This window comes from Thauera sp. 2A1 (assembly GCF_009469595.2).
Taxonomy (GTDB): Bacteria; Pseudomonadota; Gammaproteobacteria; order Burkholderiales; family Rhodocyclaceae; genus Thauera.
In genome coordinates, this window is the sequence record NZ_SSXV01000143.1 from 66,592 (window position 1) to 90,642 (window position 24,051).

Here is a 24,051-nt window from a genome sequence, read left to right on the forward strand (position 1 = left end):
GTTTCGCTGCCACGAAGCTGCCGTTCGTGACCTCACGACTACGGCCACAAGCCGGCAATCGCCACCCAATCCGAATAGCGGCCATCCGGGCGAGGCGGTATGCTACGGGACTGTGTTCCAGATGGGCCGCTTCGACCCGCTAGCCCGTCGGCTGCTGCTTTTCCTCTCTTGTTGTTCTGTATTGCGCATAGTTTCTGCTTCTAAACAGTAACTTGTAGAACAAGTTAGCCCACATGACCGAGCCTCAGTTCCAACTGTCCCGTGTATCCGGCGCACCCGTCTCCGACGAGGAGTTGATCGCCGACCTGCAACGGATCGCGTCAGCTCTCGGTTCCGACACAGTGCCCCAAAAGACTTACGGGGCCCGTGGGACGTTTGACTACAGCACTCTTATTCGCAGGTTCGGTTCTTGGAACAATGCGCTCCGATTGGCCGGCTTATCTATTGCGAACGAGATCAACATTTCCGACGAGCGGCTCTTCGAGAACTTGCTTGTGCTCTGGCAGCACTTCGGGCGTCAGCCTCGGCGCAGTGAGCTAGCGTCGCCACCGTCCGTTATCTCCCAGACCCCATACAACCGCCGGTTCGGTTCTTGGACTGCGGCCCTTGAAGCCTTTGTAAGTTTCGCAAACGGTGCAGGCGCTGAATCGCCTACTGCATCTGCTGGCGTAACGCCGTCCCGGCGCACTGGGCGCGACCCTTCGCTTCGCCTTCGCTGGCACGTACTCCAACGAGACCGCTTTTGCTGTCGCGGGTGCGGCACGAGCCCCGCGCTCACTACCGGCGTTGAGCTTCATGTCGATCACATCGTCCCGTGGAGCAAGGGAGGAGAAACCGTTCTTGAAAACCTGCAAACGCTTTGTTCCGTATGCAACCTTGGCAAATCGAATGTGGGCGAACCCATCATTCCACCGGACCTGCGCGAAAAGCCGCGCAGGCCGGTGAATTCAGACGTTAGAGCGCAGGGGAAAGATCATGGCGTCTGACAGGCTTGAACCACCAAAGGCAACCAAGGGTGATGCGGCGCATGCGCTCGCCAAAGCTGGCCTTTCTGCAATTCCAGTTGTCGGCGGCCCCGCAGTTGAGTTGTTTCAGCACTTGATACAGCCTCCCTTGGAGCGTAGAAGAGTTGAGTGGATGGCCTCAGTCGGGGATAAGCTACAGGAGCTAGAGGATCGTGGCATCGATCTAGCGGAACTGGGTCAAAAGGACGAGTTCATCTCTGCGGTCATGCACGCTTCTCAGATTGCGCTGCGGACCCACCAAGATGAGAAGAGAGAGGCACTTCGCAATGCTGTGTTCAATGTGGCTGCCGGGCAATCGCCGGGGGAGGCACTTGAGCACATTTTTTTTGAGTGGATTGACTCGCTTTCCGTCTTGCATCTCCAAATACTCAGGCTCTTTCAGAGCCCCACCCCGCCTCCCAGCATGAGCATGGGAGGCCTGAGTAGCGTCCTTGAGTACAACATGCCGCAGCTAAGGGGGTGTGGGCACATCTACAACCAAGTCTGGAAAGATCTCTACTCACGTGGATTGGTCAATACAGAGGGAATGAACGTAACAATGACTGATCAAGGCCTTGCAGCTAAGCGCACCTCGGACATAGGAGATGCATTTCTCCGGTTTGTCTCGGAGCCTGCGCTCTAATTCAGGTGTTGAACGACAGCTTTCCAAAAAGCTCAAGGGCGGCATTGGGTCGGGATGCGACTGACGTCTCTTCGAGTTCACCGCCGGAAAGCGGCCGCTGAAGTTTCACTTCCCGGAAGCAGCCGTTCGTAGCCGAGTGCTGACGACCCTGAGCTGCCTGATGATGTTTGCAAGGTCGAAGTCGGCTTTCTGACCTTCAAGCTGCCAGTCGTTTCTCCAAGCTGACCGAGTCGTCCTCGGCCAATCCGGACGCTGGGCCTTCCGATCCCGAACAGCCGGTATGTCACCGTAAGCTGCCCGCCGCCGAGGATCTGTGCCGGGCGTCAGCTTCCGATCGACGAACTCACGCTGGCGGGCCCAAAGGCGACGGCCGTGCTCCAGACGGACAATGGTCCACTCCAGGAGGTCGAGCGGACAGTCGCGAGAGGTTCCGGGTGGCGGCAGCCCGGGCCAGTCCGACAATGGCTTTGAATTTCCTATCATTGACGGGCAGCGCAGGAGCGTAGCCTGCGGGCCAACTGGCTAATTCATGCCGACATCGCCGCTGAAATCGGCCCGAGCGGCGGGAACACTGCCGTGGCGGTGCTGCGCGACGCCGGCCTACATTTCACCTTCGACAGCGTCACCACCGCATTCCTGCTGAAGGAGGGGCCTGCTGCTGGTCGCTGTGGTGCTCAACCCGTGCTTTTACGAGCCGGACGGATTCACGCTGGATCTCGGCGCCTTCGTCGCCGCCCTGGGGTACGGCGCCGGCATCCAACGCCGAAATTGTCGGCAAACCCGCCGCCCCTTTCTTCCTCGGCCCGCTGGCCGAACCGGGGGTCGCCCCCGGCGAGGCGGTGCTGATCAGCGACCACTTGCGGGACGACATCGGCGGGCCGCAAGCAGTGGGGATTCCGGGGATTCTGGTGCGGACGGGGAAGTTCCGGCCGGGGGACGAGGCCGATCCGGCGGTGCGGCCCGCCTTGGTGGTCGCGAACTTGAGAGCGGCAGTGGCGGCCATCCTGACTGACGACCAAAGACGCATCTCTGATAACCCCTAAGTTCGCGGTTCTGTCAGATCAAGGAAGTGAAGGCGTCCGCTGGCGTCGCCGGCGACAATCTGGCCGACGGGGAGGGCGAGCAGACAGTAGACATCGGCATCAGCCTCGAACCCCGCGGTGATCCGCTCGAACTGGCGCTGCCAGACCAGAACCCGATGCCCCGTGGCAGCCACCAGGCGACCGTCCGGCAGAACCGCCAAAGCCGTCACAGGAGACCCGGCGGGGTTTTCCAGAACTTGGAATCTAACTTTGCCCCGAAGGTCCCATAGGCGGATCGTGCTATCGCTGTGTCCGGAGACCAGTCTGCCGTCCGGCAGCACCGTCAGGACATTCACTCTGCCCCCATAGGCTGCCAGCAACTCCGGATCGGCCTCGCTCCGGGGGGGCCACAGGAGAATCGTGCCATCGTTACTCGCAGAGGCCACGCGCCCGTCCGGTAACACCGCCAGGGCTTTCATCTGGAAGCCAGGGCCTTCCAGTACCTGAGGCTCAGCCCCGCCCTGGAGGTCTAACAGGCGGATCGTCCCATCGTCGCACTGGGCCACCAAGCGGCCGTCCGGAAGCACAGCCAGAGCATTAACTGCGGCGCCATGGCAGTCCAACACCTGGGGCTCTGCAAAACTCAGAGGGGGCCAGAGGCGGACGGTCCCATCGAAGCTCCCCGAAGCCAGGCGCCCGTCCGGTAACACCGCTAATGAGAATACTGGGCCACCCTCGCCTACCGTCACCTGGAGGTCGGCCCTACCCTCGAGGTCCCAGAGGCAGATCGTACAATCGTGGCTCGCCGAGGCCACGCGCCCGTTGGGAAGCACCGCTAGGGCATTCACCTGATCGGAGTGGCTTCTCTGCACCAGCGGTGCACCACTGCCTTGAAGGCCCCAGAGCCGGATCGTCCCATCGTCACTCCCGGAAGCCAACCGCCCGCTCGGGAGAACCGCCAGGGCATTCACCCGAACGTCGTGGCCGCCCTGCACTTGGGGTGCATTGCTACCCTGGAGACCCCACAGCCGGACCGTGCCATCGACGCCGCCCGAGGCAAGCCGTCCGTCGGGTAGGACCAAAAGGGTGCATACCCCGAGCCAATGACCTTCCAGCACCTCGGGCTCGGTCTCCCCCCGGAGATCCCACACACGGATTTTGCCATCGAAGCTCCCTGAGACGAGTCGCCCGTCTGGCAAGACCGATAGGGTATTGACCTCGCAACCAGCACCTCTAAGCACCTGGGGCTCTGCCACACCCCGGGCGGGCCAGAGGCAGATCGTGCCATTTCCGCTGCCCGAGGCTAGCCGTCCGTCTGGCAGCGCCGCCAGTGCGCCGACCCAGGCGCCCTGGTTTTCCACCACCTGGGGCGCGCCTCCGCCCTGGAGATCCCACAGACGGATCGTGCGGTCGTAGCAGCCCGCGGCGAGCTTCCCATCAGGCAGTACGGCCAGGGCAGTTACCCCGCCGCCGTTACCTTCCAACACCCGGGGCGGGCTACCGCCCGCAAGGTCCCACAGACGGATCGTGGCGTCTCTGCTGCCCGATACTAGCCGCCCGTCCGGTAGCACCGCCAGAGCCTTGACCCAACCTCCATGGCCTTCCAATACCTGGGACTCAATCCCTTTCGAGAGATCCCACAGGCGGATCGTATGATCGATGCTCCCAGAGGCTAGGCGCCCGTCGGGCAGTATCGCAAGGGCGCTCACATCGCCGCCATGGCCTTCCAGAACACCGAGCAACGCGGTTTCGAGCCGCAAGCTGGCGGTCGATGGCAGCAGGACGGTAGCGGGCGAGCCCGCCACCTTTTTGCGAACGCTAGTGCAAAGTGCAGAAATTCCGGGGATCAAAGCCCGCCCGTTCAGCCGGCCCAGCACCTGTGCTGCCAACTGCCCAGGATCACGCCGCAGCACATGGGCGGAGTTGCGCAAGCAAGCCGCTAGCAAGCTACCGAAGCCGTCCTCGGCCAGATGCCGGCAGTCGCCAATGAGGGCATCCGCCCCGACCAGTCGCAAGCGCTCCCGCAGCCAGCAGAAGTCCTGCATCAGCATGGTGAAGGCGTTCTGGCGCTCGGTAGCGTCGGGCAGATGGGCGGCGAGGTGGCGCACCAGGTAGTCGAAGCGGTGGATGCTCCCTTCAGCAATCCGTTGGAGGACCCGCTGGTGGATGCCCGCCTCTGCCTCTGCCAGATCCACGGCAAAGGGCCCCGCGCGGGGGAAGCCTTCTTCGTTCTCCCGGCTCAGCCATTCGGAGATTGAGAAATGCTCGAACGTATAGCCTCTCCGGCGCTGGACGATGAAGTCCGGCAGGAGGGCGCGGGCGTCTTTCACGTGAGCGGGTTGACAGCCCAAGAGCTCGGCTAGGGGCTCGGCGGACACAGGCTCTCGTAGGGCGCAGAGCAGGCCCAACAGCTTGCGGTAGGGCTCGTAGTCTCGCCCGGCGCGGTCGAAGCGGCGTTCGAAGGCGTCCCGGTAGAAACCGTCCATGCCCGGCGGCAGCGCCCCGGCCTGGGCTAGGGTAAGGCGGCCGCCTTCCAGATCCCGCAGGGCGCGTGCGACGTAAAGGAACTTGCCGCCGGCCTTGTCCCGCAGCAGCGTCGCCAGCCATTCGGCGCTCTTGCCGGCAGCGGCAAGCTGCCCGGCAATGGGCTCGGCGCAGGCCCGGTTGAGGGCGAAGGCGTAAAGGTCCTCGCGGTTGTGCTGGCCCTCGGCGTCGATCTGGGCGAGGGTGAAGGCCTGTTGCAGGCGGCCGACGACTTCCGGGTTGTTACGCGAGGTCACTGCGACTTGCACCCACGGCGGCAGACGCCGGGCCTTGTTCGCCAAGAGCGTGACCAAGGTGCCGGCGCGGCGGGCATCCTCGGCATCCACCTCGAGGGCTTCATCCAGGGCATCGATGAGGATCAGGCGCGGTTTCGGCGGGGCCGGGAGGGCGGCCAGGGGGTTGAGGATGGCGGCCTCGAAGGCGCTGCCGGGGTCTTCCATGGCCTTTTCCAGGCGCTCCTGGAGTTCCGGCTGGGCTTCCACCTGCTCGCGGTAGCCGGGCAGCCGGTCCTGCAACTGCGCCGCCAGGCTGCGGACGAAGGTGCCGGCGCGCAGCGTTTCCCGCGTGTCGTGCTGGCAGAAGTGCCAGGCGAGGATGGCGCCGTCCGGGTTGCGGGCGACCAGTTCGGCGAAGAAGGCGGACTTGCCGACGCCGTAGTCGGCGCGGATCAGCAGGGCGCGGGAGTCCGGGTCGGCGAGCCAGGTCTGGATGTGAGCGAAGAGCCACTCCCGCCTCGCAAAGCCGCGGCGCTTGTCGATCATGTAGGCGGAGAAGTCCCAAGCGGCCGGCCAGCGGAAGGCAGATTCGCTGAGGGGGGATGTTGGCTGCTTTCCCGCAGGTCCAGCCAGTCGCTCCTTTTCCCATGCGCTCGCCGCTTCCAGGACGAGCCGTGCCAGTTCGTCGGGACTGGAAAAGAAGCGGTTGCCGTGTTCCTTGCCAACATGATCGCGAAAACGACGGATGCTGACGCCGCGGTCGCCGTCCTCCTGGAGCCGGTCGTCAAACTGCTCCAGCCAGGGCGCTTTCGAATCGAGTTGGAAAACGAGGCGGGGCAGACAGGATACCGTCGCCTGAAGGTACTCGCGCTCGGTGATCGACAGATTTTCGGGGTTGCCCTGGGCGGGAATGTAGCCGTAGCGCTTGGCCAGGATTCCAACGTAGAGGTCGCAGGACGCCACGTCCGCCAGGCATTTCGCCAGCGGTCGCCGATCGAACGCCGGGTAGTCCTCCATGACCACCAATTCGTAACCCGCCCGGCGCAGCCCCTCATTGACCTTGGCGCGATAGTCCTTCAGGTCTTCGAAGGTGGAGGAGACATACACCCGCGTCTTGCTCATTCGGCTAATCTCGGGGAAGAGAAGGTCCATGCCGGGCAATTCGCCCAGCATGGCTGAACTCTAGCCGAACGCACCGGCGCCGTCAGTCACGGGCGCATGGCCCATAATCCTCACGGTCTGCCGAAATATCCCACCATTCACCGCCGCGGCCCCTCGTCCCGCAGCAGCCCTCGCAGTGCACGCTTTTTCTCCAGCATGTGTTCCACCCCTCTAGGTGGCGGAGGATGGTGCAGGTGAGCACCGGGTGGGCGAGGATGAACTTGAGGAAGAACTGGCTCAGTTGCGGCATTCGATCACGGCGGCGAAATCTGGCACGGGTTTGCCGCGCACGGCGGCGAAGAGGTTACCGCCCTCGAAGGGGCGGTGGGAATCACGGCCATCCCGCGCTTAGCGGCGAGCGGTAGGAGGCGCTGCTCCACTTCGCGGCCCGATGTAGAGTAGGCGCTCCTCGGCCTTCCAGCGCCGCCGGGTGTGCAGGTGGGCCTCCCAGTCCAGCACGTTATGGATCTGCATGAGGTCAATCCGCGGCAGGCCCCAGAGGGACATTGACCGCACCATCTGCTGCTCGCCAAGCCATGGCCTTTGAACGGCGCGTTTAACGTCCCGATTCCGTGGCTGGCAGGTGGCCGGAGCGGGGTGGGTCCGGACAAACCACATCACGAAGGCCCTTAGTCCCTCACGTACGGCTGCTGACGAACCCATACCGATCACCGGCCTTGCAGTGAGCGAACAGCCGGTCAGGCCGAGTTATTCACGTGGGTTATCTGGCAGGTTTCAGAGTGTAGCCGTCGATCCAATGGCAGCTATGTCGAATCGATGACCGACCGGTCATGGCCGGGTTGAGCCAACGCGAGCTCCGAGTTGGCCTCCGTAAACCGGTCATCCAGGATAAGCCGACGAGGGAAGTCCTGACAGGGAAGCGGTGATGCAGACGACGGCCCGAGCGCTTCGATGTGGGCCTGCGTGGTGCTCTTCAGCGCTTCGTCGATCAGCTCGCCCGATCGCAGTTGCCGACGAGCCCGCCGGGTCAAGCGATCCGCGCCACACGCCTGGGCTGCAGCGGCGCGTGGATGTTGTGCTCCTTCTCCGGTTCCGGTGTGTGCTCGCGCTTCAGTTCGTCCTCGTGGATCACGCGGCTGACTTTAGCCTTCAACTGACGTTCAACGCCTTCGCGACCGAGCACGCTCCGTGTCGCCAGGTCATTGAAGTCGGTGTGCGCCTTCATGTGCTCGAGGGCCGCCATCTGCAGGTCGCTGAGCAGAGCGCCTTTCAGCTCCGCCACCTGCTGGCCGGTGAGCTTCACGCTCTCAGACGCCCCCTCAGACGCCTTCTGCGCATCCTCCAGCGCTTTGGTGGCGCGAAGGTGCGCCCGGTAGCGCTGCGGCGTAATGGGGGGCAACTCGGCGGGATAGGCGTTCTCGCCCGGTGCGAAGATCGGCAGCAGCGCCTTGCCCCCCACGGCCTTCGCGGCTTCCTCGGCTTTCACCCGACCGGCATTGGTGCCCTGCGTGAGTTCCAGTTGCCGGTCGTCGTCCCCCAGGATGAGGACGGGCTTGTCGGGAAACGTCTCGTGCAACGCCCGGGCGACTGCAGCCAGGTTCCCCGAGTCGAACGCTGCGACCGTCGCAAAGCCCAGCACCTCGGCGTTGGTGGCCGCCGTCGCGTACCCCTCGGAGATGACGAGCGCCGGGGCACGGGCGAGCGCCTCCAGGCCGCCGACCGCATGAAAGCACCCGTCCTTGCGGCTGTCCTTCGCAAAACGCTTGGTGCCATCCTCCTGGATGTACTGCATCGTCCACTGCTTGCCATGCACATCGTAGGCGGGGATGCAGGTGGTCTTCCCCTCCTTGTCGGTGAAGACCCCGGGGTGGACCTGGATTCCCTTGCTCCGGATATACGGGGTCGGCGCCACCACCGGCGCCAGATCGGCCAGCTGCTTCACCACGCGCTGCGCCGCCGCTTCGTGCGCGCGCTCCTGCTCGCGGGCGCGGGCGGCGAGCTTGCCCGCCGCCTCGGCCGCCCACCGGGCCTTCTCCTGGTCGTCGAGGACGTAGCCTTTCGACTTCCAGGTCATCGCGACCCCGGTGCGGTTGTTCTTGATGTAGCCGGCCGGGTGGCCGTCCAGGTGCGCGACATAGAACCCCGCCTGCTCACCCTTGCGGTCGCCCTCGACGCCGATCCGGTGCGTCCTGCCGTCCATGATCGGGTGATCGCCGCTCAGCTCGCACCCCACCGAGCGCAGCGCGTCGGTGAACTCGTCGCGCGGGCTCATCGCCGGCGCCTGCTGCGCCGACACGTTGTCGGGCAGCCAGCGCTGCAGCCGCTCCAGGTCGGCCTTCGGGCCGGCATACCAGGACCGCGCGGCCCTGTCCCACGCGGCGCCAGCAGCCTTCGCCGCGGCCCGCTCGCCATAGGGCACGGCCAGATAGATGCGGTCCTGACCGGCCTGCGGGCCGGCACGGGGGCCCTGGCGGGGCTCTGCGGCCGCCTGCATCCATTTGGCAAAGGGCGCCCAATTGACCCCTGGGGGCAGGTACCACGCCTGTTCCTGCCGGTCCCAGCGTGCCCCGAGCGCCTTGGCCTCGTCCTTGTCCTTGTATGGAACCTGCAGGTAGGTCCGCCCGGCCTGTGCCAGATGCTCGGCGCCGTGGCCTTGCCTATCCGCCGCGGCAAGCGTTGCATCGAGGTCCGCCGCCTTGCGCGCCGCTTCGGCCGCCCGGACGTCCTCGTCCGTGCGGTCCGGATCGCGCCGGACGCGATCCTCGTGCGCACGCGCCAGGATGGCTGCCCGCTCCTGCTCGTCGTCGCTCGAATGGGCGGCAATCACGGTCAGCCGGAACGCCAGATGCTCGGCCTTGCGGGCGCTTCCGAAGTCCTGCACGAACGCGAGACGTCCATCCTCGCGCTGGGCGTAGACGCTCCAGAGCCTGGGCGCCACCCCCACATCAGTCGCCGCCACGACGTGGGTGGCGCCGTTGAACGAGACCTCGGCGCTCGCCTGCACCACGACCTGGCCGTTCCAGTCGTGTGGCAAGGCAATGTCGAAGGCGTCACGCGCCGCGCGATCGAACGCCGCCCGATCGCCGGCCTTGCGCGCCTCGCCCACCATGGCTTCCTCGCGGAGCTGCTCGAGCGGCTCGATCGCCGCCGCGATCTTCGCGTCGAGCGCATCCGGATCCTGCGGCAGTGCATGCCGCGTCCAGAACGCGTTCTGCGTGTTGAGCGGCTGCATCGCGTCGAGGACTTCGGCGACGCGCTCGATCCGGGCGAAGTTCGCGGTCTCGAGGGCGCGCATCAGCGTGCCGTGCTCGAGCTGTTCCAGCGTCCACGTCTCGGCGACCTCCGGGGCCGCCTGTTGCGGTGCCTGCGCCATGTTCGTCTCCTGTCCTTGTTGCAGGGTCTGGAAGAGCTGTTCAGCCTTCAGGGCGAACGCCTGGGCCAGGCCCTTGCGCTCGAGATAGGGCTCGCCCATCCGCGAATCGGCCGGCTCGAGGCCAAACACGGGGGAGAGGCGGTCATGCGCCTTCTCCCGGAATTGACCAGGGTCATGACCGGTGACGTGCCCCACGGTCGTCAGGCCGCGGCTGCGCAAGGCTTCCGGCAGGGAAGCGCCCACAAAGGCCTCGAAGTGGCTGAAGGTCACTTCCGGGTCACCGAGGATTGCGTCGATGTCCACCGCCAACGCCCGGACGACGGCCGCCTCCCGGCGGGCATCCTCGAACGTGGCCGCGTTCAGCGGCGTGAAGGAACGTTCCTCGCCTTCGCGGCCCACATAGAAGAAGGTGGTGTCGCTGCGCGCGAGGCCCTGCCAGTCGGCAGGCAGCGGCTCGGCTGACGCCCAGCGGCGCAGCACGCTGGTGCTGTCGAGGAATGCGTCCGGATGCATCTGCTGTGCGGACGCACGCGCTGCATCGTCGTGCTCCAGACCCTGCACCTGAACCTGCTGCTGCTGCTCGAAGGCCAGCACATAGTCCTTGATCTTCTCGGCCTCGGCCGCCGCCCGGAAAATCTCCAGCGGATCGTCCCGCAGCGCCTTGATCCATGAACCGACGTAGGCGGCGTGCTGCCCCGGATCGTGCCCGATGCCCAGCTCGTCGCCGAGGATCATCGAGGCGATCTCGGCGCGCAGCTCTTCTTTCGCGTACCCCTCGCTGCCGAACGGATGCGCGAGATCACGGGCGAGCCGGGACGCGTGCCCGGTCCAGTGCCCGAGCTCATGCAGGGCCGTCGCATAGTAGGTGTCGGCGCCCGGAAACTGGCTGCGCTCGGGCAGGTGAATCGTGTCGGTCGCGGGCCGATAGAAGGCCCGGTTCTGCTCGCCGTGGCGGATCACCGCCCCCGAGGCGGCCAGGATGTGCTCGGCCCGCTCGAGCGCATCCCACGCCGGCGCCGTGTGCGCCAGCGGCGGCAGACCGTCGATCTGCTCGGCATTGAACACGGTGGCGAAGAAAACGCGCGGGCGCTCGAGCTGGACGGTCTGCTTGACCGGCTCGCCGTCGCCATCAAGCACCGGGCGGCCCGCTTCGTCACGCCGGACCTGCTCTTCGCTGAACTGCCAGTACTGGACGGGCGTCCCTTTTTCGCCCTTGCGCACCTGGGCCCCAACGGCAGCGGCCTGCCGGTAAGTCATCCACCGGTTGTCGGCGCGCCCCTGGCTCATCAGGTGAATCGCGTTAATGCCCTTGTAACGCTTGCCGGTGGTCGGATTGAGCGGCAGGACGGCGCCCGGCTCACCGGGCGCCCACGGCCGCTGCCAGGGCGCGGTGCCGGCTTCGAGTTGGGCGATCAGGCGCTCAGCCACCGTTTCATGGAAGGGTTTCCGGGTCTCGGCCATGATCTCAGCCCTCCCGCGCGCGACCGGGGACGGCCGGCTCGATGCGCTCGAGCTGGCTCTCGAAGGCGTCGGCTTCGCTCAGGGCGTCCTCCACGAAGGCGCCCGCGCGCTCGGCCTCGAACGGATCGAACTCGACCCGGTAGCCGGGCGTCATCGCATCGACGAATTTCGCTGAAATCGTGGCTGAAATCGCGGCGGCAATCGTGTCGCGGATCGTGCCGGAGGTCGTCCCGCTCGCAAGCTCCCGCGTATCGGCGGCGGTGGCGTCGGGATCGGGAATGGGAATGGGCTCGGTCATGGTCGGGACTCCTCTGCGTGCGGGGGGTGGAACGGTGGCGGGCGCCCTGGCGCGCCGCGTGGCGATGAACAGCGAGACGGCCGGCGCTTTCATACGGGCCTCCCGCTACCAGGTGAGCACCGGGGCCAGCGCCGTCACGATCTGAGCGCGGGGCAGGGGCCCGAAGTAACGCGCATCGAAGGACGTGGCGCTGATCTCCGACATCAGCAGGACCTCCGAGGCCCCGAGCCGGTAAGGACCCGTCCGCCAGCGGGGCAGGGGCCGTCCGCCGACATCGGCCGCCCGCGGCGCCGTGAGCGCCAGCAGCACGCCATTGACCGACACCCCCACATCGGACACCGCGATCTCGTCCCCCTGCGCGGCGACGAGGCGCTTCATCAGGTAGCCGTAACCGCCCGGGCAGAAGCCCGCGCCCAGATAGCCGCGCGCCCGGGCTTCATCGAAGAGCGGGGTGGGCGGGGGACAGACCAGCACATATGCGCCGGGCATCGCGGGCGCACGGCTCACCCGGTAGAGACCGACCGGAATGCTGCGCGTCGTGTTGATGCGCACGCCCGCCGCCTGGGCGAGCGCCGCCCCGGCGAGCACGACGACCCCCGCCAGCGCCAGGCCGGCAGCGATCCGGCCCACGGGCCCTGGCACCCGGTGCCGCCCGCGCCGCCTGCCGGGGGCGAAGGTCCGTGGCGCACTCATAGCCGGATGGCCTCGCCCGTGTCGGCGAAAGAAACCAGGCGATCGGTGACCGCGGGCGCCGGCACCGCAGCCCGGGCGCGGAAAACCGGGTCCTTGAAGTAGAGCGGCTGCTTGCCGTAGATCGCCGGAAACCCGGCCACATACACGACCATGTCGCCCGGAGCCTCGATGTGACCATCGGCGCCCTTGCGCGGACCGGGCATGCGCAGGCACTCGTCCGGCGTCAGCAGCGGCCGCTGCACTTCCTGGAAGGTGCGCGACACCTGGCCGAGCATCGCCGCGGTGCGCCGCCCGCTGGTGGTGACCTGCGCCTTGACCACGGTGGTCTGCCCGGTGAGCCGTGACAGGTGCTCGGCGGTCTCGAGGCGATTGGGCGGATAGGCGTTCTGCACATGGCAGTTGGACGTGATCGTCTCGTCCGGCCCGTAGCCGGTCTCCCGGCTCTTCAACTGGTTGAGGTCCTGGCAGATCAGGTAGCACTTGATGCCGTAACCTGCCACGAAGGCGAGCGCCTCCTGCAGGATCGGCAGCCGCCCGAGGGCGGCGAACTCGTCGAGCATGAGCAGCAGCCGGTGCCGGTAGTGCGCCACCGGCCGGCCGTGCGCGAACGCCATCCGGTCGGCCAGGCGGCGCACCACCATGCTCACCAGGATGCGCACCAGCGGGCGCAGCCGATCCTTGTCGTTGGGCTGGGTGACGATGTAGAGCGTCACCGGATCGTCCGCGTGCATCAGATCGCGGATGCGAAACTCCGAGCGGCTGACGTTGCGCGCCACGACCGGATCGCGGTACAGGGCGAGGTAGGACTTCGCCGTCGAGAGCACCGAGCCGGCTTCCTCTTCCGGGCGATCCATCATGTCGCGTGCCGCGGAGGCGATCGCCGGGTGGGGCTGGCCGTCGAGGTGCCCGGTGGTGGCCATTTCCATCCACAGCTCGCCGACATCGCGGTTCGGATCGGCCAACATTGCATCGACCGCCGGCAGCGTGGCCGAGACCCCATCGGCCTTCGCCTTGTAGAGCGCGTGCAGAATGACGCCCACCAGCAGCGCGAAGGCGGTTTTCTGCCAATGCGATTCGAGCCCCTTGCCGCTCGGATCGACGATCAGCGTCACCAGATTCTGGACGTCGCCCACCGCGTCTTCGGTCTCGAGCCGGATCTCGTCGAGCGGGTTCCAGCAAACGCTGCCACGGGCCGTGGCCGGCTCGAAGCGCAGCACGGTGTTGCGGGCATGCGCCTTGCGCCAACCGGCGGTGAGCGCCCACAGCTCGCCCTTGAGATCCGTGACCACCGCGCTCGCCCCCCAGGACAGCAGCGTCGGCACCACGAGACCCACGCCCTTGCCCGAACGGGTGGGGGCATAGGTCAGCACATGCTCGGGCCCGTCGTGGCGCAGGTAATGAAACCGACCACGCGCATCCTCCCAACCCCCGACATAGACGCCCGCCGAACGGCAGGCCGCCTCGCCGGTGAGGACGTCCCACAGGGTGCGCGGTCGGGGCAGCAAGCCGGCGGCCTCGATGTCCGTCTTCCCGGCCCAGCGCGCCGAGCCGTGCAGCGTGGCGTTCGCCCGCGACGAGTTGGACGACACGACTTTCGCCACCGCGACCCCGAAGAGCCCCAATGCCGACACCATCATGCCGACACTGGCCGCCTGCAGGAGCTCGTCCGGATAACGGGCCGACCAGTTCGAGGCCCACTCGAGGATCGCCCACGGCGCATAGACGTGGTGCAGATGTTCGCCCAACTGCGCCGGGTAGCCGAAGCGGTGAGCGAAGAACTGGGTGGCCGACTGCAGGCCACCCGCGAGCGATACCGCGGCGAGCACGGGCAACAGCTTGCCGCCAGGCGCACGCCCGGCGCGCACCTGGGGACCGACCGCGTTGTTCACCTCGAGCTTCATCGACTGTGCCCTCCCGTACGCTGGATCGTGCCGTGCGGCGTCACGCTCACCGCATCGCCCCGCGAAACGCGGGACAGGCGCCGCGCCGTGGCCGCATCGACCGGCAGGACCAGCACGACGTCCGTACCCCGTACCGCACCCGCCGGCACATCGCCCGGCCTGAAAAGCGCCAGCGGCTGACCGTCGACGGTGCGCAGACCGGCAAAGAAAATGACACCAGCACACCCATCATAGAGGGCGTGTTTCGGTATATCAATTCCTTTATGCCGCTTTTCTTCGCGCTCTGCAATGTAGCGGCCGGCCGCGGCACGCTGCGCCGGTGTCATCCGGCCTGCGCGCAGTCCGCCGGCGCCGGCAACGCCCCGTCGCAGTGGGTGATCTGGTGCGGCTCCGCGCTGCTCCAGGTGATGAGGAACATCACCCGGCAGTAACACTTCACCTCCGCCGGCGAAGCGAACCACACCGAGTTCGGACAGGCCTCGCAGACGGTGCCGGGATGCGGGCGGCGGGACGCCTCCAGCGCGGCCAGGGTGGGGCTTTCCGGCGGCACGGGCGTGTGCGTCGACACCGGCGCCGGCGCGGTTCTCATCCGGTCGGTCACCGGATCGCTCGTCGGATCGACTGCCGTATCGATTGGCTCGGGCCCCAGCACCGCGAGGGCGGCCTCGATCAGCGCGTCCTCGCTCGGGATGTTCAGTGGATTCATGAGCCGTCTCCTGGGTGAAGAGCCGTTGCCGCCGCCCTTCCAGGGCGGGGTCGGCGAAGGTGAGGGGAAACCGGGCGTCCACCGCCACCCGGATGACCAGGGCCTTGAATTCGGGCGTGCCGCAGACGGTGATCTCGCCGCCATAGCGTGCCATCGCCAGGCCCAGCGCGACCTTGACGCCCTCGCGCGTGAGCGTGCGGGACACCTGCAGCCGGTCGCCGTCATCCCGCACCGCCGAGGATCCGGCCCGAAAGAGGATCGTGCCCTTCTTCGTGACGGTGTCCTGAACGGGGTCCGGGCCCGGCCCCAACGGATCCACATTCGCGCCCGCTCCTGTTCCCGCGCCCGCGAGGGTGTTGCCCGTGAGCCCCTGCGCGGCCTCGCGGGCGCGCAGCGCCGCGAGCGCCTCGGCGTTGCCCTGCAGCGCTTCGTGCTTCAACCAGTCGGCCCACGTCCGCCGCCGGAAACCGTCGTAGAGCACGGCCCGCTCCCTGGCGTACGCCGTGTGGATCTGCGCGAGCCGCTCGCGCAGCGCGCGGCTCGCCTGCGCATACAGCAGCCTCTTGTCGATGCCCTTGCCGTCGGCCACCCTGATCGTCGCCCGCCACAGCCGGTTCGCCCGCCGGGCGTCGTCGACGGCGCGCAGCTTGCGCCGCCGGGCGCTCGCCAGCGCCTCACTGCGCTGCGCCGATGAGCGCTGCTGCTCAGCCTGGTAGCGCACATGCAGCGCGGTGGTATCGATGCGCAGGCGGACCGGCGCCTTGCTGTAGTGCGGGCCAACGGCGGGGGAGGGGGAGGGCGGCCCGTCGGACGCCCCATCGGCGAGCACCTCGGTCGGCGCCTCGAACGGTCCCAGCCGCGCCTCCAGCGCCGGTTTCGACAGTTCGCGGGCCAGCGTGCTGGCTTTCACCCGCGTCCCGTCACGCGATTCAACGATGAGCCCGTTCCCGCGCGGGCGCAGCACGAGTCCGTTGTCCGACAGGACCTGGTGCAGTTGGGCCCAGGAATGCGCCCCCAGGAGATCCTCGAGGCACACCCGCCGCACCCAGCCGAGGAGCGACTCGACGCCGGCGTGGCGCTCCATGTCGGCCGCGCGCCCCTCGGCCACCGAACGGCGCGAGACATGGTTGTCCGTCTGCAGGCCGTACTCGCGCTCGAGCGTCACACACAGATCCGCGAGCGTGCGGTACGACTGGAACGGCTCGTGCAGGGTGCGCCGCTCCGGGTGGATCTTGTTGATGGCGATGTGAAGGTGCACGTTGTCGGTGTCGTGATGCACCGCGCTCACGCGCTGGTGCTCCGCAAAACCCAGCCCGGCAGCGAGCCGCGCTTCGATCGCCTGCAGCGTCGCCGCGTCCGGTGCCTCGCCCGGCCGAAAGCTCACCAGCAGATGAAACGTCTTGTCGCCCGCCGCGCGGGTGTTCTGCCGCTGGGTGGCCAGCACCTCGCCGATCACCGCCGGCAGCGTCGCGGCCGCGCAGTTCGTCACGCGGATCTCCCCGAGCCGCTCGGTCTTGTCCTGGGCGTCGGTGATGTACTCGACCAGCTCGGCGAAGTTGCTCCTGGCGAGCGTGCGCATCGGCACGTGCTTGGCGATCACGGGCGCGCCTTCGTCTCTTTAGCCGCTAAAAGGCTCGCGCCCGGCCCGAGGCTGGACGACCTTCATCATCACTTCGCCCATCTGCTCCTGCGTGGCCTCGATGCGCGCGAGCACCGCGCGCAGCGTCGCCTCGCCGAACTGCGCGGTGCGCTCGTCGTTGGTGAGCCAAAGCTTCAGGAGCCCGCCGAGGCGCCCCAGATCGCCATTGATCCGCGCGAGCTCGCGCACCTGCTCGTAATCGACCACCCCGCCGATGCGATAACCCTGTCCGACCTCGCGCAGGAAGCGGGCGACGCTCATGCCGGCGCGCTGCGCCTGCGCTTCGATCAGCACCTTCTCGCCGGGCGACACCGGCACGCGCAGGTGATGGGCGCGCCGGGCGCTGCCGGGCGGGGCGGCGTTCGGCGCCGCGCTTGCCGCTTCGGCCGCCGCCGGTCGGGCAGCGTGTTCCACCGTCCCATCCATCCTCACACCTCGCTGTGAATGCCGGCGGGAGCCGGCTGGGCCTCGCAGAGCAGGATCCCGTTGAGCGCCCCCGGCGCGAATAAGGCCAAAGCGAAGGGGGATGACCGGCTTGCCGGTTAGCCAACTTCGCCCATCCTGCCCGCCGTTCAGACCTCATGACGCCAGAAGGAGAACGCATCGCGGAACCGAATTTATCCGCATTCCTACGCTAAACCGTGACCGCATACTAGACGGATATAGCGAAATTGTGCAAGCTCGTTCATAATCCCGTTGTCGTAGCGGCGGAATGCGCGGGAATTGCGCCTTTTTGCGCAGGAATTGCGGAACGCAGTGCGCGGGGATGCATCGGAGATGCCGACGGGCAGCCCGGAAGGAGGGATCAGGATGACGACACGCTACACCGAGGAACTGGCCGGCTGGGTGAGCCGGCGCGCCGCACCGCGGCCGCGCCAGGACCGCAACATCGTCGCCTTCCTGGCCGTGAAGGAGGATGTCAGGGCGGCGCTCGAGGCGGGCTATTCCATGAAAACCATCTGGGCACACCTCACCGCAACCGGACGCCTCGCCGGCCGCTACGAGACCTTCACCCAGCACGTGAAGCGCTACCTGCGGACGGCGCCCGCGGCCGCAGGCTCGCCGTCCCTGCCGTCCCTGCCGTCCCTGCCGTCCCTGCCGTCCCTGCCGTCCCCGCCGTCCCCGCCGGCGCCCACCCCACCGCCCGCAGCGGGCGAGCCCCGCAGGACGCCCCCGCCCTCGGTGGGGGGCTTCACGTTCAATGCCACCCCGAAGACGGAGGACCTGTTCTGATGGCAACGATCCACATGGTTCTGCAAGGCAAGGGCGGCGTCGGCAAGTCGATGATCGCGGCCGTCCTCGCCCAGTACAAGGCCGGCAAGGGGCGAACGCCGCTCTGCCTCGACACCGATCCGGTCAACGCCACCTTCGCGGGCTACCGGGCGCTCGGCGTGCAGCGCGTGAACATCCTCGAAGGCGACGAGATCAACACCCGGCACTTCGATGCGCTCATCGAGCAGATCGCCGCCGCCGAGGGCGATGTCATCATCGACAACGGCGCGAGCGCCTTCGTGCCGCTGTCGCACTACCTCATCAGCAACCAGGTGCCGGCCCTGCTGCACGACATGGGACACGCGCTCATCGTGCACACCGTGATCACCGGCGGGCAGGCCCTGCCCGATACGGTCAGCGGCTTCGCCCAGCTCGCCAGCCAGTTCCCTGCCCAGTGTCAGTTCGTCGCCTGGCTCAACCCGTACTGGGGGCCCATCGCGCACGAGGGCAAGGGCTTCGAGCAGATGAAGGCGTACCTGGGCCACAAGGCGCGGGTGTCCGCCCTCATCCAGATCCCGCCGCTCAAGGAAGAGACCTACGGTCGCGACTTCGCCCAGATGCTGCAGGCGAGGCTCACCTTCGACGAGGCACTCGCCCTGAGCACGCTGACAATCATGACGCGCCAACGCCTCAAAATCGTGAAGACGCAACTCTTCGCCCAGCTCGACAACGCCGCGGTGCTTTGATGTCCGACCAGATCGAGGCGCTGATCAGGGAGATCGCGGCCAAACACGGCATCGCCGTCGGCCGCGACGACCCGATCATGATCCTGCAGACGATGAACGCGCATCTGATGCGCGAGCACGCGGCCGCCCAGCAGGCAGCCCTCGATCGCTTCAGGGAAGAACTCGAGGGCATCGCCCACCGCTGGGGCGAGGACGCCCGCAGCAAAGCCGAGCGCACGCTCAACGCCGCGCTCGCCGCGAGCACGGACGCCATGAAAAGCGGCATGGAGGCGGGCGCGAAAGCCGCCGCCACCGCCGCCCGCCGCGAGATCGACGCGGCGCTGGCGCAGCTTGCCGGCCCGATCCGCGAGGGCCGGCGCATCGCCGTCCTGAACCTGATCGCCGCCGGCATGGCCGTGTTCGCGGCCGCGCTGGCGCTGCTGTCGACGCTGTGAAGCGGCCCACTGCAGCGGACAAGGGGTGGAGAAGGGAAGGGGTGGAGAAGGGGGGAGGGGTCCGGCCGGTAGCGAAGCTGCCGGCAGGTTCCGGGGAGGCCAAGCGCAGCGCGGCGGGGTGGGCGCAGCCGACCCCAGGAGGCAAGCGCAGCGCGCCGCGAAGGCGCCAGGCGCGGGCGGGCAGGGCGCAAGCCTTGCCCGAGGGCGCGCGCCGCGTGAGCGGGGCCTCGAGCGCCCGGACCGCGCCCGGTGCCGCAGCGAAGTCCCCCTCCCGGCCCGCGGGCCGGCCGATCAGTTCCCGCAGCGACCCTACGACCGCGCGCTGCCCCTTGCCGCCACTGTCTGCGCCCGCAAAGGTGCCCCCAGACCGACACGTGCATCGCTGAACCTTTCCGGACACAGCGCCCGCGCCTTTTCCGGCCCGGTTCCCGCCGGTTGAGCGCTTTAGCCGCTAAAGCGAGCGGGAGCGCCCGCGGCTGAGCTGGACCGTTTCAGCGGCCAGGCTGGCCCGGCCCTGCGCATCGTAGCCGATGCGCATCAGGCTGCCGATCTCGGGAGCCTTGTCGAAATCGGCGCGCGCATGCACAACATAGGTCTTGCCGGTCTGCTGGAACACGCCGTCCTTGTCGACGTGAACGATCATGCCGGTGCAGGTTGCGGTCTTGTCGGCCGGGCGGGCCAAATACAAGTTGTAGATGCCAGGCTTCAGGGCGCCGGCCTTGTCGACCTTCTCGTTGCGCCATTGGCCCTCCTGCTCGCTTTGAACGATCCGGGAGCCATTCATTATAAGAAGCCGCTGCTTCATTAAGTCCTCACAGTCCAGTGCACCGGGCGATTTCGATCGGAAAGTCGCGAAGTGTGCCGCAATGGAATGCGATGTGCAGCGGTGAAGCAGCGCGCAGGTGCCCTATGTGGCAGCGCCTGAAGCGCACCGTGTCGCCGTTTCGAGCGCGAGTGCGAGCGACAACAAGCGAACGCCTCTTGGCACCGGGCCCCGGCGTCAAAGACGTGCCATCGTGCTTCGACGGGCACGAAGCCGTCGGCGGTTTCTCGGGAATGCCAATCTTCAGCGCCGCGGGCAGGGCATCGCCCTGCCCGCGGCCGCGCCCATGGGATTTTCTCGTGAAGGCCTCTCCCACCCCACCGCGGGGCACCGAGAGGGCGTCGGCCGGACACGCGCGTGCCCGGCCGACGGGGATCAAAGCAGTCCGCGTTCCGCGAAGCTGGTGGGCTTCGCCGTTCCGGCGACGATGAAGTGATCGCACACGCGCACATCGATCATGGCCAAGGCGTCCTTCAGGCTTTGGGTGAGCCGCTCGTCGGCCAGGCTCGGCTCAGCGCTGCCGCTCGGATGGTTGTGATATCCGCGCGGCACCTGGCACGTCAGTGCCGGACACGACCCCCTCGACATGGCCAGCGAAGTTCTGGAGTGGTGCGCGAACCAGCACAATCTCGCAGGGGACATGCCGGGGCGCCAAGGTGAAGAGTCGCAACGTGCGCTGCGCGGAGGCTCCGGGCACATTGACCGAGACCTGGCCCGGTGTACGGCACGGCTTGGCGATCATCCACGCGGCCGTTACCCGAGCGTGGGCTTTCGTCAGTGCCATTGCCCGCCCTCTTGTCCGCTATCCCGTCCGTCTACCTTGTTGTCCGCGAACGCGTTGATCAAGCACGTTATCGGACATTGTCCAGCTTGACGGTCTAATGATCGTTTGGCGGACAAGGCGACTGGCATCAGCCGAACAGCTCGCTATGGGAGCCAAGCCGCGCCAGTCGCAGGGTGTCGGCGTCGGACTTGCGGTAGATCAGCAGCAGGTCGGGCTTGATGTGGCATTCGCGGTAGCCCGCCCAATCGCCGGAAAGATCGTGGTCGCGGTATCGCACATCCAGGGGCTGATCGGTCGCCAGCGCGACCAGAACCGGCTTGAGGTCATCATTCGTGCAGCGGACTCCTGATACTGTTCGTTCAATAGAGGGGTCGTCTCAGAAAACGGAAAATAAAGCACGCTAAGCCGGTTGCAGCGGCCGTAGCGGCCTGAACTTGCCCGCGCCGATCTTGGCGCTGCTGCGCCAGAGGTAATCGCCGGTCAGGTTGATGTGCTCCCAGCCGAGCGGCGACAGGTACTGCAACAGGCCGTCATCGACGGCTTGACCGTGGCCACGCAAGGCGTTCGCGGCCCGTTCCAGATAAACCGTGTTCCACAGCACGATGGCTGCCGTCACCAGGTTGAGGCCGCTGGCCCGGTAGCGTTGCTGCTCGAAACTGCGGTCGCGGATTTCGCCCAGGCGGTTGAAGAACACGGCACGGGCCAGCGCGTTGCGGGCCTCGCCCTTGTTCAGTCCGGCATGCACACGGCGGCGCAGCTCGACGCTTTGCAACCAGTCTAGGATGAACAGCGTGCGCTCGATGCGGCCCAACTCGCGCAGGGCGACGGCCAGACCATTCTGGCGCGGATAGCTGCCGAGCTTGCGCAGCATCAGCGAGGCCGTCACCGTGCCTTGTTTGATCGACGTGGCCAGCCGCAGGATTTCATCCCAATGGGCGCGGACGTGCTTGATGTTGAGCGTGCCGCCGATCATCGGTTTCAATGTCTCGTAGGCGGCATCGCCCTTTGGAATGTAGAGCTTGGTGTCGCCCAGGTCACGGATGCGCGGCGCGAAGCGGAAGCCCAGCAGGTGCATCAGCGCGAAGACGTGATCGGTGAAGCCCGCCGTGTCGGTGTAGTGCTCCTCGATGCGCAGGTCGGATTCGTGGTACAGCAGGCCGTCGAGCACGTAGGTCGAGTCGCGCACGCCGACATTCACCACCTTGGTGTGGAACGGCGCGTACTGGTCGGAGATGTGGGTGTAGAACGTCCGCCCTGGGCTGCTGCCGTATTTTGGGTTGATGTGGCCGGTACTCTCGGCCTTGCTGCCGGTGCGGAAGTTCTGGCCGTCCGATGACGACGTGGTGCCGTCGCCCCAGTGCTCGGCGAAGGGATGCCGGAACTGCGCGTTGACCAGCTCGGCCAGCGCCGCCCCGTAGGTTTCGTCGCGGATGTGCCAGGCTTGCAGCCAGGCCAGCTTGGCGTAGGTTGTGCCGGGGCAGGACTCTGCCATCTTGGTCAGGCCCAGGTTGATCGCGTCGGCGAGGATCGTGGTCAGCAGCAGGTTCTTGTCCTTGGCCAGGTCGCCCGATTTCAGATGCGCGAAGTGCCGGGTGAAGCCCGTCCATTCGTCCACCTCCAGCAGCAATTCGGTGATCTTGACGTGCGGCAGGGCCATTGCGGTCTGGTCGATCAGGGCCTGCGCGGTGTCGGGCACCGCCGCGTCGAGTGGCGTGATCTTCAGTCCCGATTCGGTGATGATGGCATCCGGCAACTCGTTGGCCAGCGCCATGCGGTTTACGGTGGTGAGCTGCGTTTCCAGCAGCGTCAGCCGTTCATGCAGGTACTGGTCGCAATCGGTGGCCACAGCCAGCGGCAATTCGCTGGCCTGCTTGAGGCTGGCAAATTTCGCTGGCGGCACCAGGTAGTCCTCGAAATCCTTGAACTGGCGGGAGCCTTGCACCCAGATGTCGCCGGAGCGCAGTGCGTTCTTCATCTCCGACAGCGCGCACAGTTCGTAGTAACGCCGGTCGATTCCGGCGTCGGTCATCACCAGCTTTTGCCAGCGCGGCTTGATGAAATCGGTTGGCGCATCGGCGGGCACCTTGCGGGCGTTGTCGCTGTTCATGTTGCGCAGCACTTCGATAGCGTCGAGCACGTCCTTGGCGGCGGGCGCGGCCCGCAGCTTGAGCACGGCGAGGAATTCCGGCGCGTAGCGGCGCAGCGTGGCATAGCTCTCGCCGATGCGGTGCAGGAAATCGAAGTCCTCGGGCTGCGCGAGTTTCTGCGCCTCGGTGACGCTCTCGGCGAAGGCATCCCAGGACATGACGGCTTCGATGGCGGCGAACGGATCGCGGCCGGCTTGCTTGGCCTCGATCAGCGCCTGGCCGATGCGTCCGAATAGCCGCACCTTGGCATTGATCGCCTTGCCGGATGCCTGGAACTGCTGCTGATGTTTGTTCTTGGCGGCGTTGAACAGTTTGCCCAGAATGCGGTCGTGCAGGTCGATGATTTCGTCAGTGACGGTCGCCATGCCTTCGATGGTGAGCGCAACCAGAGTCGCGTAGCGGCGCTGCGGCTCGAACTTGGCCAGGTCGGCTGGCGTCATCTGGCCACCCTCGCGGGCGATCTTGAGCAGCCGGTTCTGGTGCACCGACCGCTCGATGCCGGAGGGCAGGTCGAGCGCCTGCCACGCCTTGAGGCGTTCGATGTGTTCCAGCATGTGCCGCGAGTTCGGTTTGACCGGGGATTGCCGCAGCCAGGCCAGCCAGGTCGTCTTGCCGTTGTCGCGGCGCTTGAGCAGATCGTCGAGGCGACGGCGATGCATGTCCGATAGCGGTTCGGCCAAGGCGTCGTAGATGCGCCGGTTGGCGCGGGTGATCGCCTCGGCGCTCGCCCGCTCGACGGCGTTGAGAGCAGGCAGAATGACCGACTGCCGCCGCAGGTGCTCGATGAAGGCGCTTGCCAGCACAATGCCCTTGTCGGTTTGCATGGCCAGCTCGGTCAGCGTGTGGACGGCCTGCCGGTAGTGGCTCATGGTGAAGGGCCGGAAACCGAAGACGGTTTGCAGCTCGATCAGGTGCTCACGCCGGGTCTGCTCCCGCTGTCCGTACTTGCCCCAGCTTTCGATGCTGACCTTGAGCTGGTCGGCGACCAGTTTCAGCAAGGGCGGGAACGGCGGTTCATCAACGCCCAGTATGACGCCCGGAAAGCGTAGGTAGCAAAGCTGCACCGCGAAGCCCAGCCGATTGGCCGGGCCGCGCCGCTGCCGGATGATGGAGAGGTCGCTTTCGCTGAACGTGTAGTGACGGATCAACTCATCCTTGGTGTCCGGCAACGCCAGCAGGCTTTCGCGCTCGGCGGCGGAGAGGATCGAACGGCGGGGCATGCGGTTTCCTTCTTCTTGAAAACGTAGGTTTGTGACAAGCCCGCCAAGGCAACCGGCGCGGCTG

General features: G+C 66.8%; 16 protein-coding genes and 2 pseudogenes. 7 read left to right on the plus strand and 11 right to left on the minus strand.

What is annotated here, in order from left to right:
• The first annotated feature begins 233 nt into the window (after positions 1-233).
• The 3 genes from GH664_RS24080 (at position 234) to GH664_RS23295 (ending at position 2,690) form a co-directional block, all read left to right on the plus strand.
• A complete protein-coding gene (locus GH664_RS24080) occupies positions 234-986 on the plus strand; it encodes a homing endonuclease associated repeat-containing protein (protein ID WP_153167889.1) in 753 nt (250 codons plus the stop codon).
• Positions 976-1,647, plus strand: a complete 672-nt coding sequence (locus tag GH664_RS23290) for a hypothetical protein (RefSeq protein ID WP_153167890.1) — start codon at positions 976-978, stop codon at positions 1,645-1,647. The genes GH664_RS24080 and GH664_RS23290 overlap by 11 nt, the downstream gene beginning before the upstream one ends.
• An 806-nt stretch (positions 1,648-2,453) precedes the next feature.
• Positions 2,454-2,690, plus strand: a complete 237-nt coding sequence (locus GH664_RS23295) for an HAD hydrolase-like protein (RefSeq protein ID WP_255424927.1) — start codon at positions 2,454-2,456, stop codon at positions 2,688-2,690.
• Here the strand turns inward: GH664_RS23295 and GH664_RS23300 are convergent.
• The 7 genes and pseudogenes from GH664_RS23300 to traJ form a co-directional block, all read right to left on the minus strand.
• Positions 2,687-6,601: a DUF4062 domain-containing protein gene (locus tag GH664_RS23300; RefSeq protein WP_153167892.1), complete on the minus strand. Its 3,915-nt coding sequence runs from the start codon at positions 6,599-6,601 to the stop codon at positions 2,687-2,689. The two genes, GH664_RS23295 and GH664_RS23300, sit on opposite strands and share 4 nt — an antisense overlap.
• Before the next feature lie 976 nt (positions 6,602-7,577).
• A complete protein-coding gene (locus GH664_RS23305; protein WP_228111452.1) occupies positions 7,578-11,384 on the minus strand; it encodes a zincin-like metallopeptidase domain-containing protein in 3,807 nt (1,268 codons plus the stop codon).
• A gap of 64 nt (positions 11,385-11,448) precedes the next feature.
• Positions 11,449-11,544, minus strand: a pseudogene (locus tag GH664_RS23310) (conjugal transfer protein TraD); the annotation flags it as partial.
• Positions 11,545-11,787: 243 nt separating this feature from the next.
• Complete coding sequence (gene traF, locus GH664_RS23315; RefSeq protein WP_096452951.1) at positions 11,788-12,324, minus strand: conjugative transfer signal peptidase TraF; 537 nt, start codon at positions 12,322-12,324, stop codon at positions 11,788-11,790.
• 47 nt (positions 12,325-12,371) lie between these two features.
• Positions 12,372-14,276 (minus strand): type IV secretory system conjugative DNA transfer family protein, encoded by a 1,905-nt coding sequence (locus GH664_RS23320; RefSeq protein WP_153167893.1) that lies wholly within the window; start codon positions 14,274-14,276, stop codon positions 12,372-12,374.
• The gene (traI, locus tag GH664_RS23325) at positions 14,273-16,582 is read right to left on the minus strand and encodes a TraI/MobA(P) family conjugative relaxase (protein WP_153167894.1); all 2,310 of its coding nucleotides are present in this window, start codon (positions 16,580-16,582) and stop codon (positions 14,273-14,275) included. The genes GH664_RS23320 and traI overlap by 4 nt, the downstream gene beginning before the upstream one ends.
• Before the next feature lie 18 nt (positions 16,583-16,600).
• Positions 16,601-17,035 (minus strand): conjugal transfer transcriptional regulator TraJ, encoded by a 435-nt coding sequence (traJ, locus tag GH664_RS23330; RefSeq protein ID WP_228111454.1) that lies wholly within the window; start codon positions 17,033-17,035, stop codon positions 16,601-16,603.
• A 396-nt stretch (positions 17,036-17,431) separates the two neighbouring features.
• Between traJ and GH664_RS23335 the strand changes: the two genes are divergently transcribed.
• From GH664_RS23335 to GH664_RS23345, 3 genes are read left to right on the plus strand one after another with little or no spacing between them, the layout of a single operon-like run.
• Positions 17,432-17,854, plus strand: a complete 423-nt coding sequence (locus GH664_RS23335) for a TraK family protein (protein ID WP_153167896.1) — start codon at positions 17,432-17,434, stop codon at positions 17,852-17,854.
• Complete coding sequence (locus GH664_RS23340; protein ID WP_153167897.1) at positions 17,854-18,579, plus strand: conjugal transfer protein TraL; 726 nt, start codon at positions 17,854-17,856, stop codon at positions 18,577-18,579. Before GH664_RS23335 ends, GH664_RS23340 begins: the two co-directional genes overlap by 1 nt.
• The gene (locus GH664_RS23345; protein ID WP_153167898.1) at positions 18,579-19,013 is read left to right on the plus strand and encodes a conjugal transfer protein TraM; all 435 of its coding nucleotides are present in this window, start codon (positions 18,579-18,581) and stop codon (positions 19,011-19,013) included. Before GH664_RS23340 ends, GH664_RS23345 begins: the two co-directional genes overlap by 1 nt.
• 451 nt (positions 19,014-19,464) lie before the next feature.
• Here GH664_RS23345 and GH664_RS23350 read toward each other — a convergent pair whose 3' ends face one another.
• Positions 19,465-19,818, minus strand: coding sequence for a KfrB domain-containing protein (locus GH664_RS23350; protein ID WP_096452965.1), 354 nt, complete (start codon positions 19,816-19,818; stop codon positions 19,465-19,467).
• Positions 19,819-20,211: 393 nt separating this feature from the next.
• A pseudogene (locus GH664_RS23355) lies at positions 20,212-20,373 on the minus strand (JAB domain-containing protein); the annotation flags it as partial.
• A 49-nt stretch (positions 20,374-20,422) separates the two neighbouring features.
• Between GH664_RS23355 and GH664_RS24085 the strand changes: the two are divergent.
• On the plus strand, positions 20,423-20,710 hold the full coding sequence (locus GH664_RS24085; protein ID WP_153167900.1) for an SUMF1/EgtB/PvdO family nonheme iron enzyme: 288 nt from the start codon (positions 20,423-20,425) through the stop codon (positions 20,708-20,710).
• Positions 20,711-20,747: 37 nt separating this feature from the next.
• On the opposite strand, the gene GH664_RS23360 is transcribed toward GH664_RS24085, so the two are convergent.
• A complete protein-coding gene (locus GH664_RS23360; RefSeq protein WP_013521179.1) occupies positions 20,748-20,984 on the minus strand; it encodes a type II toxin-antitoxin system YafQ family toxin in 237 nt (78 codons plus the stop codon).
• 36 nt (positions 20,985-21,020) lie between these two features.
• Entirely contained in the window at positions 21,021-23,987 is a 2,967-nt protein-coding gene (locus GH664_RS23365) for a Tn3 family transposase (protein ID WP_013521180.1), read from the minus strand.
• Positions 23,988-24,051: the final 64 nt, after the last annotated feature.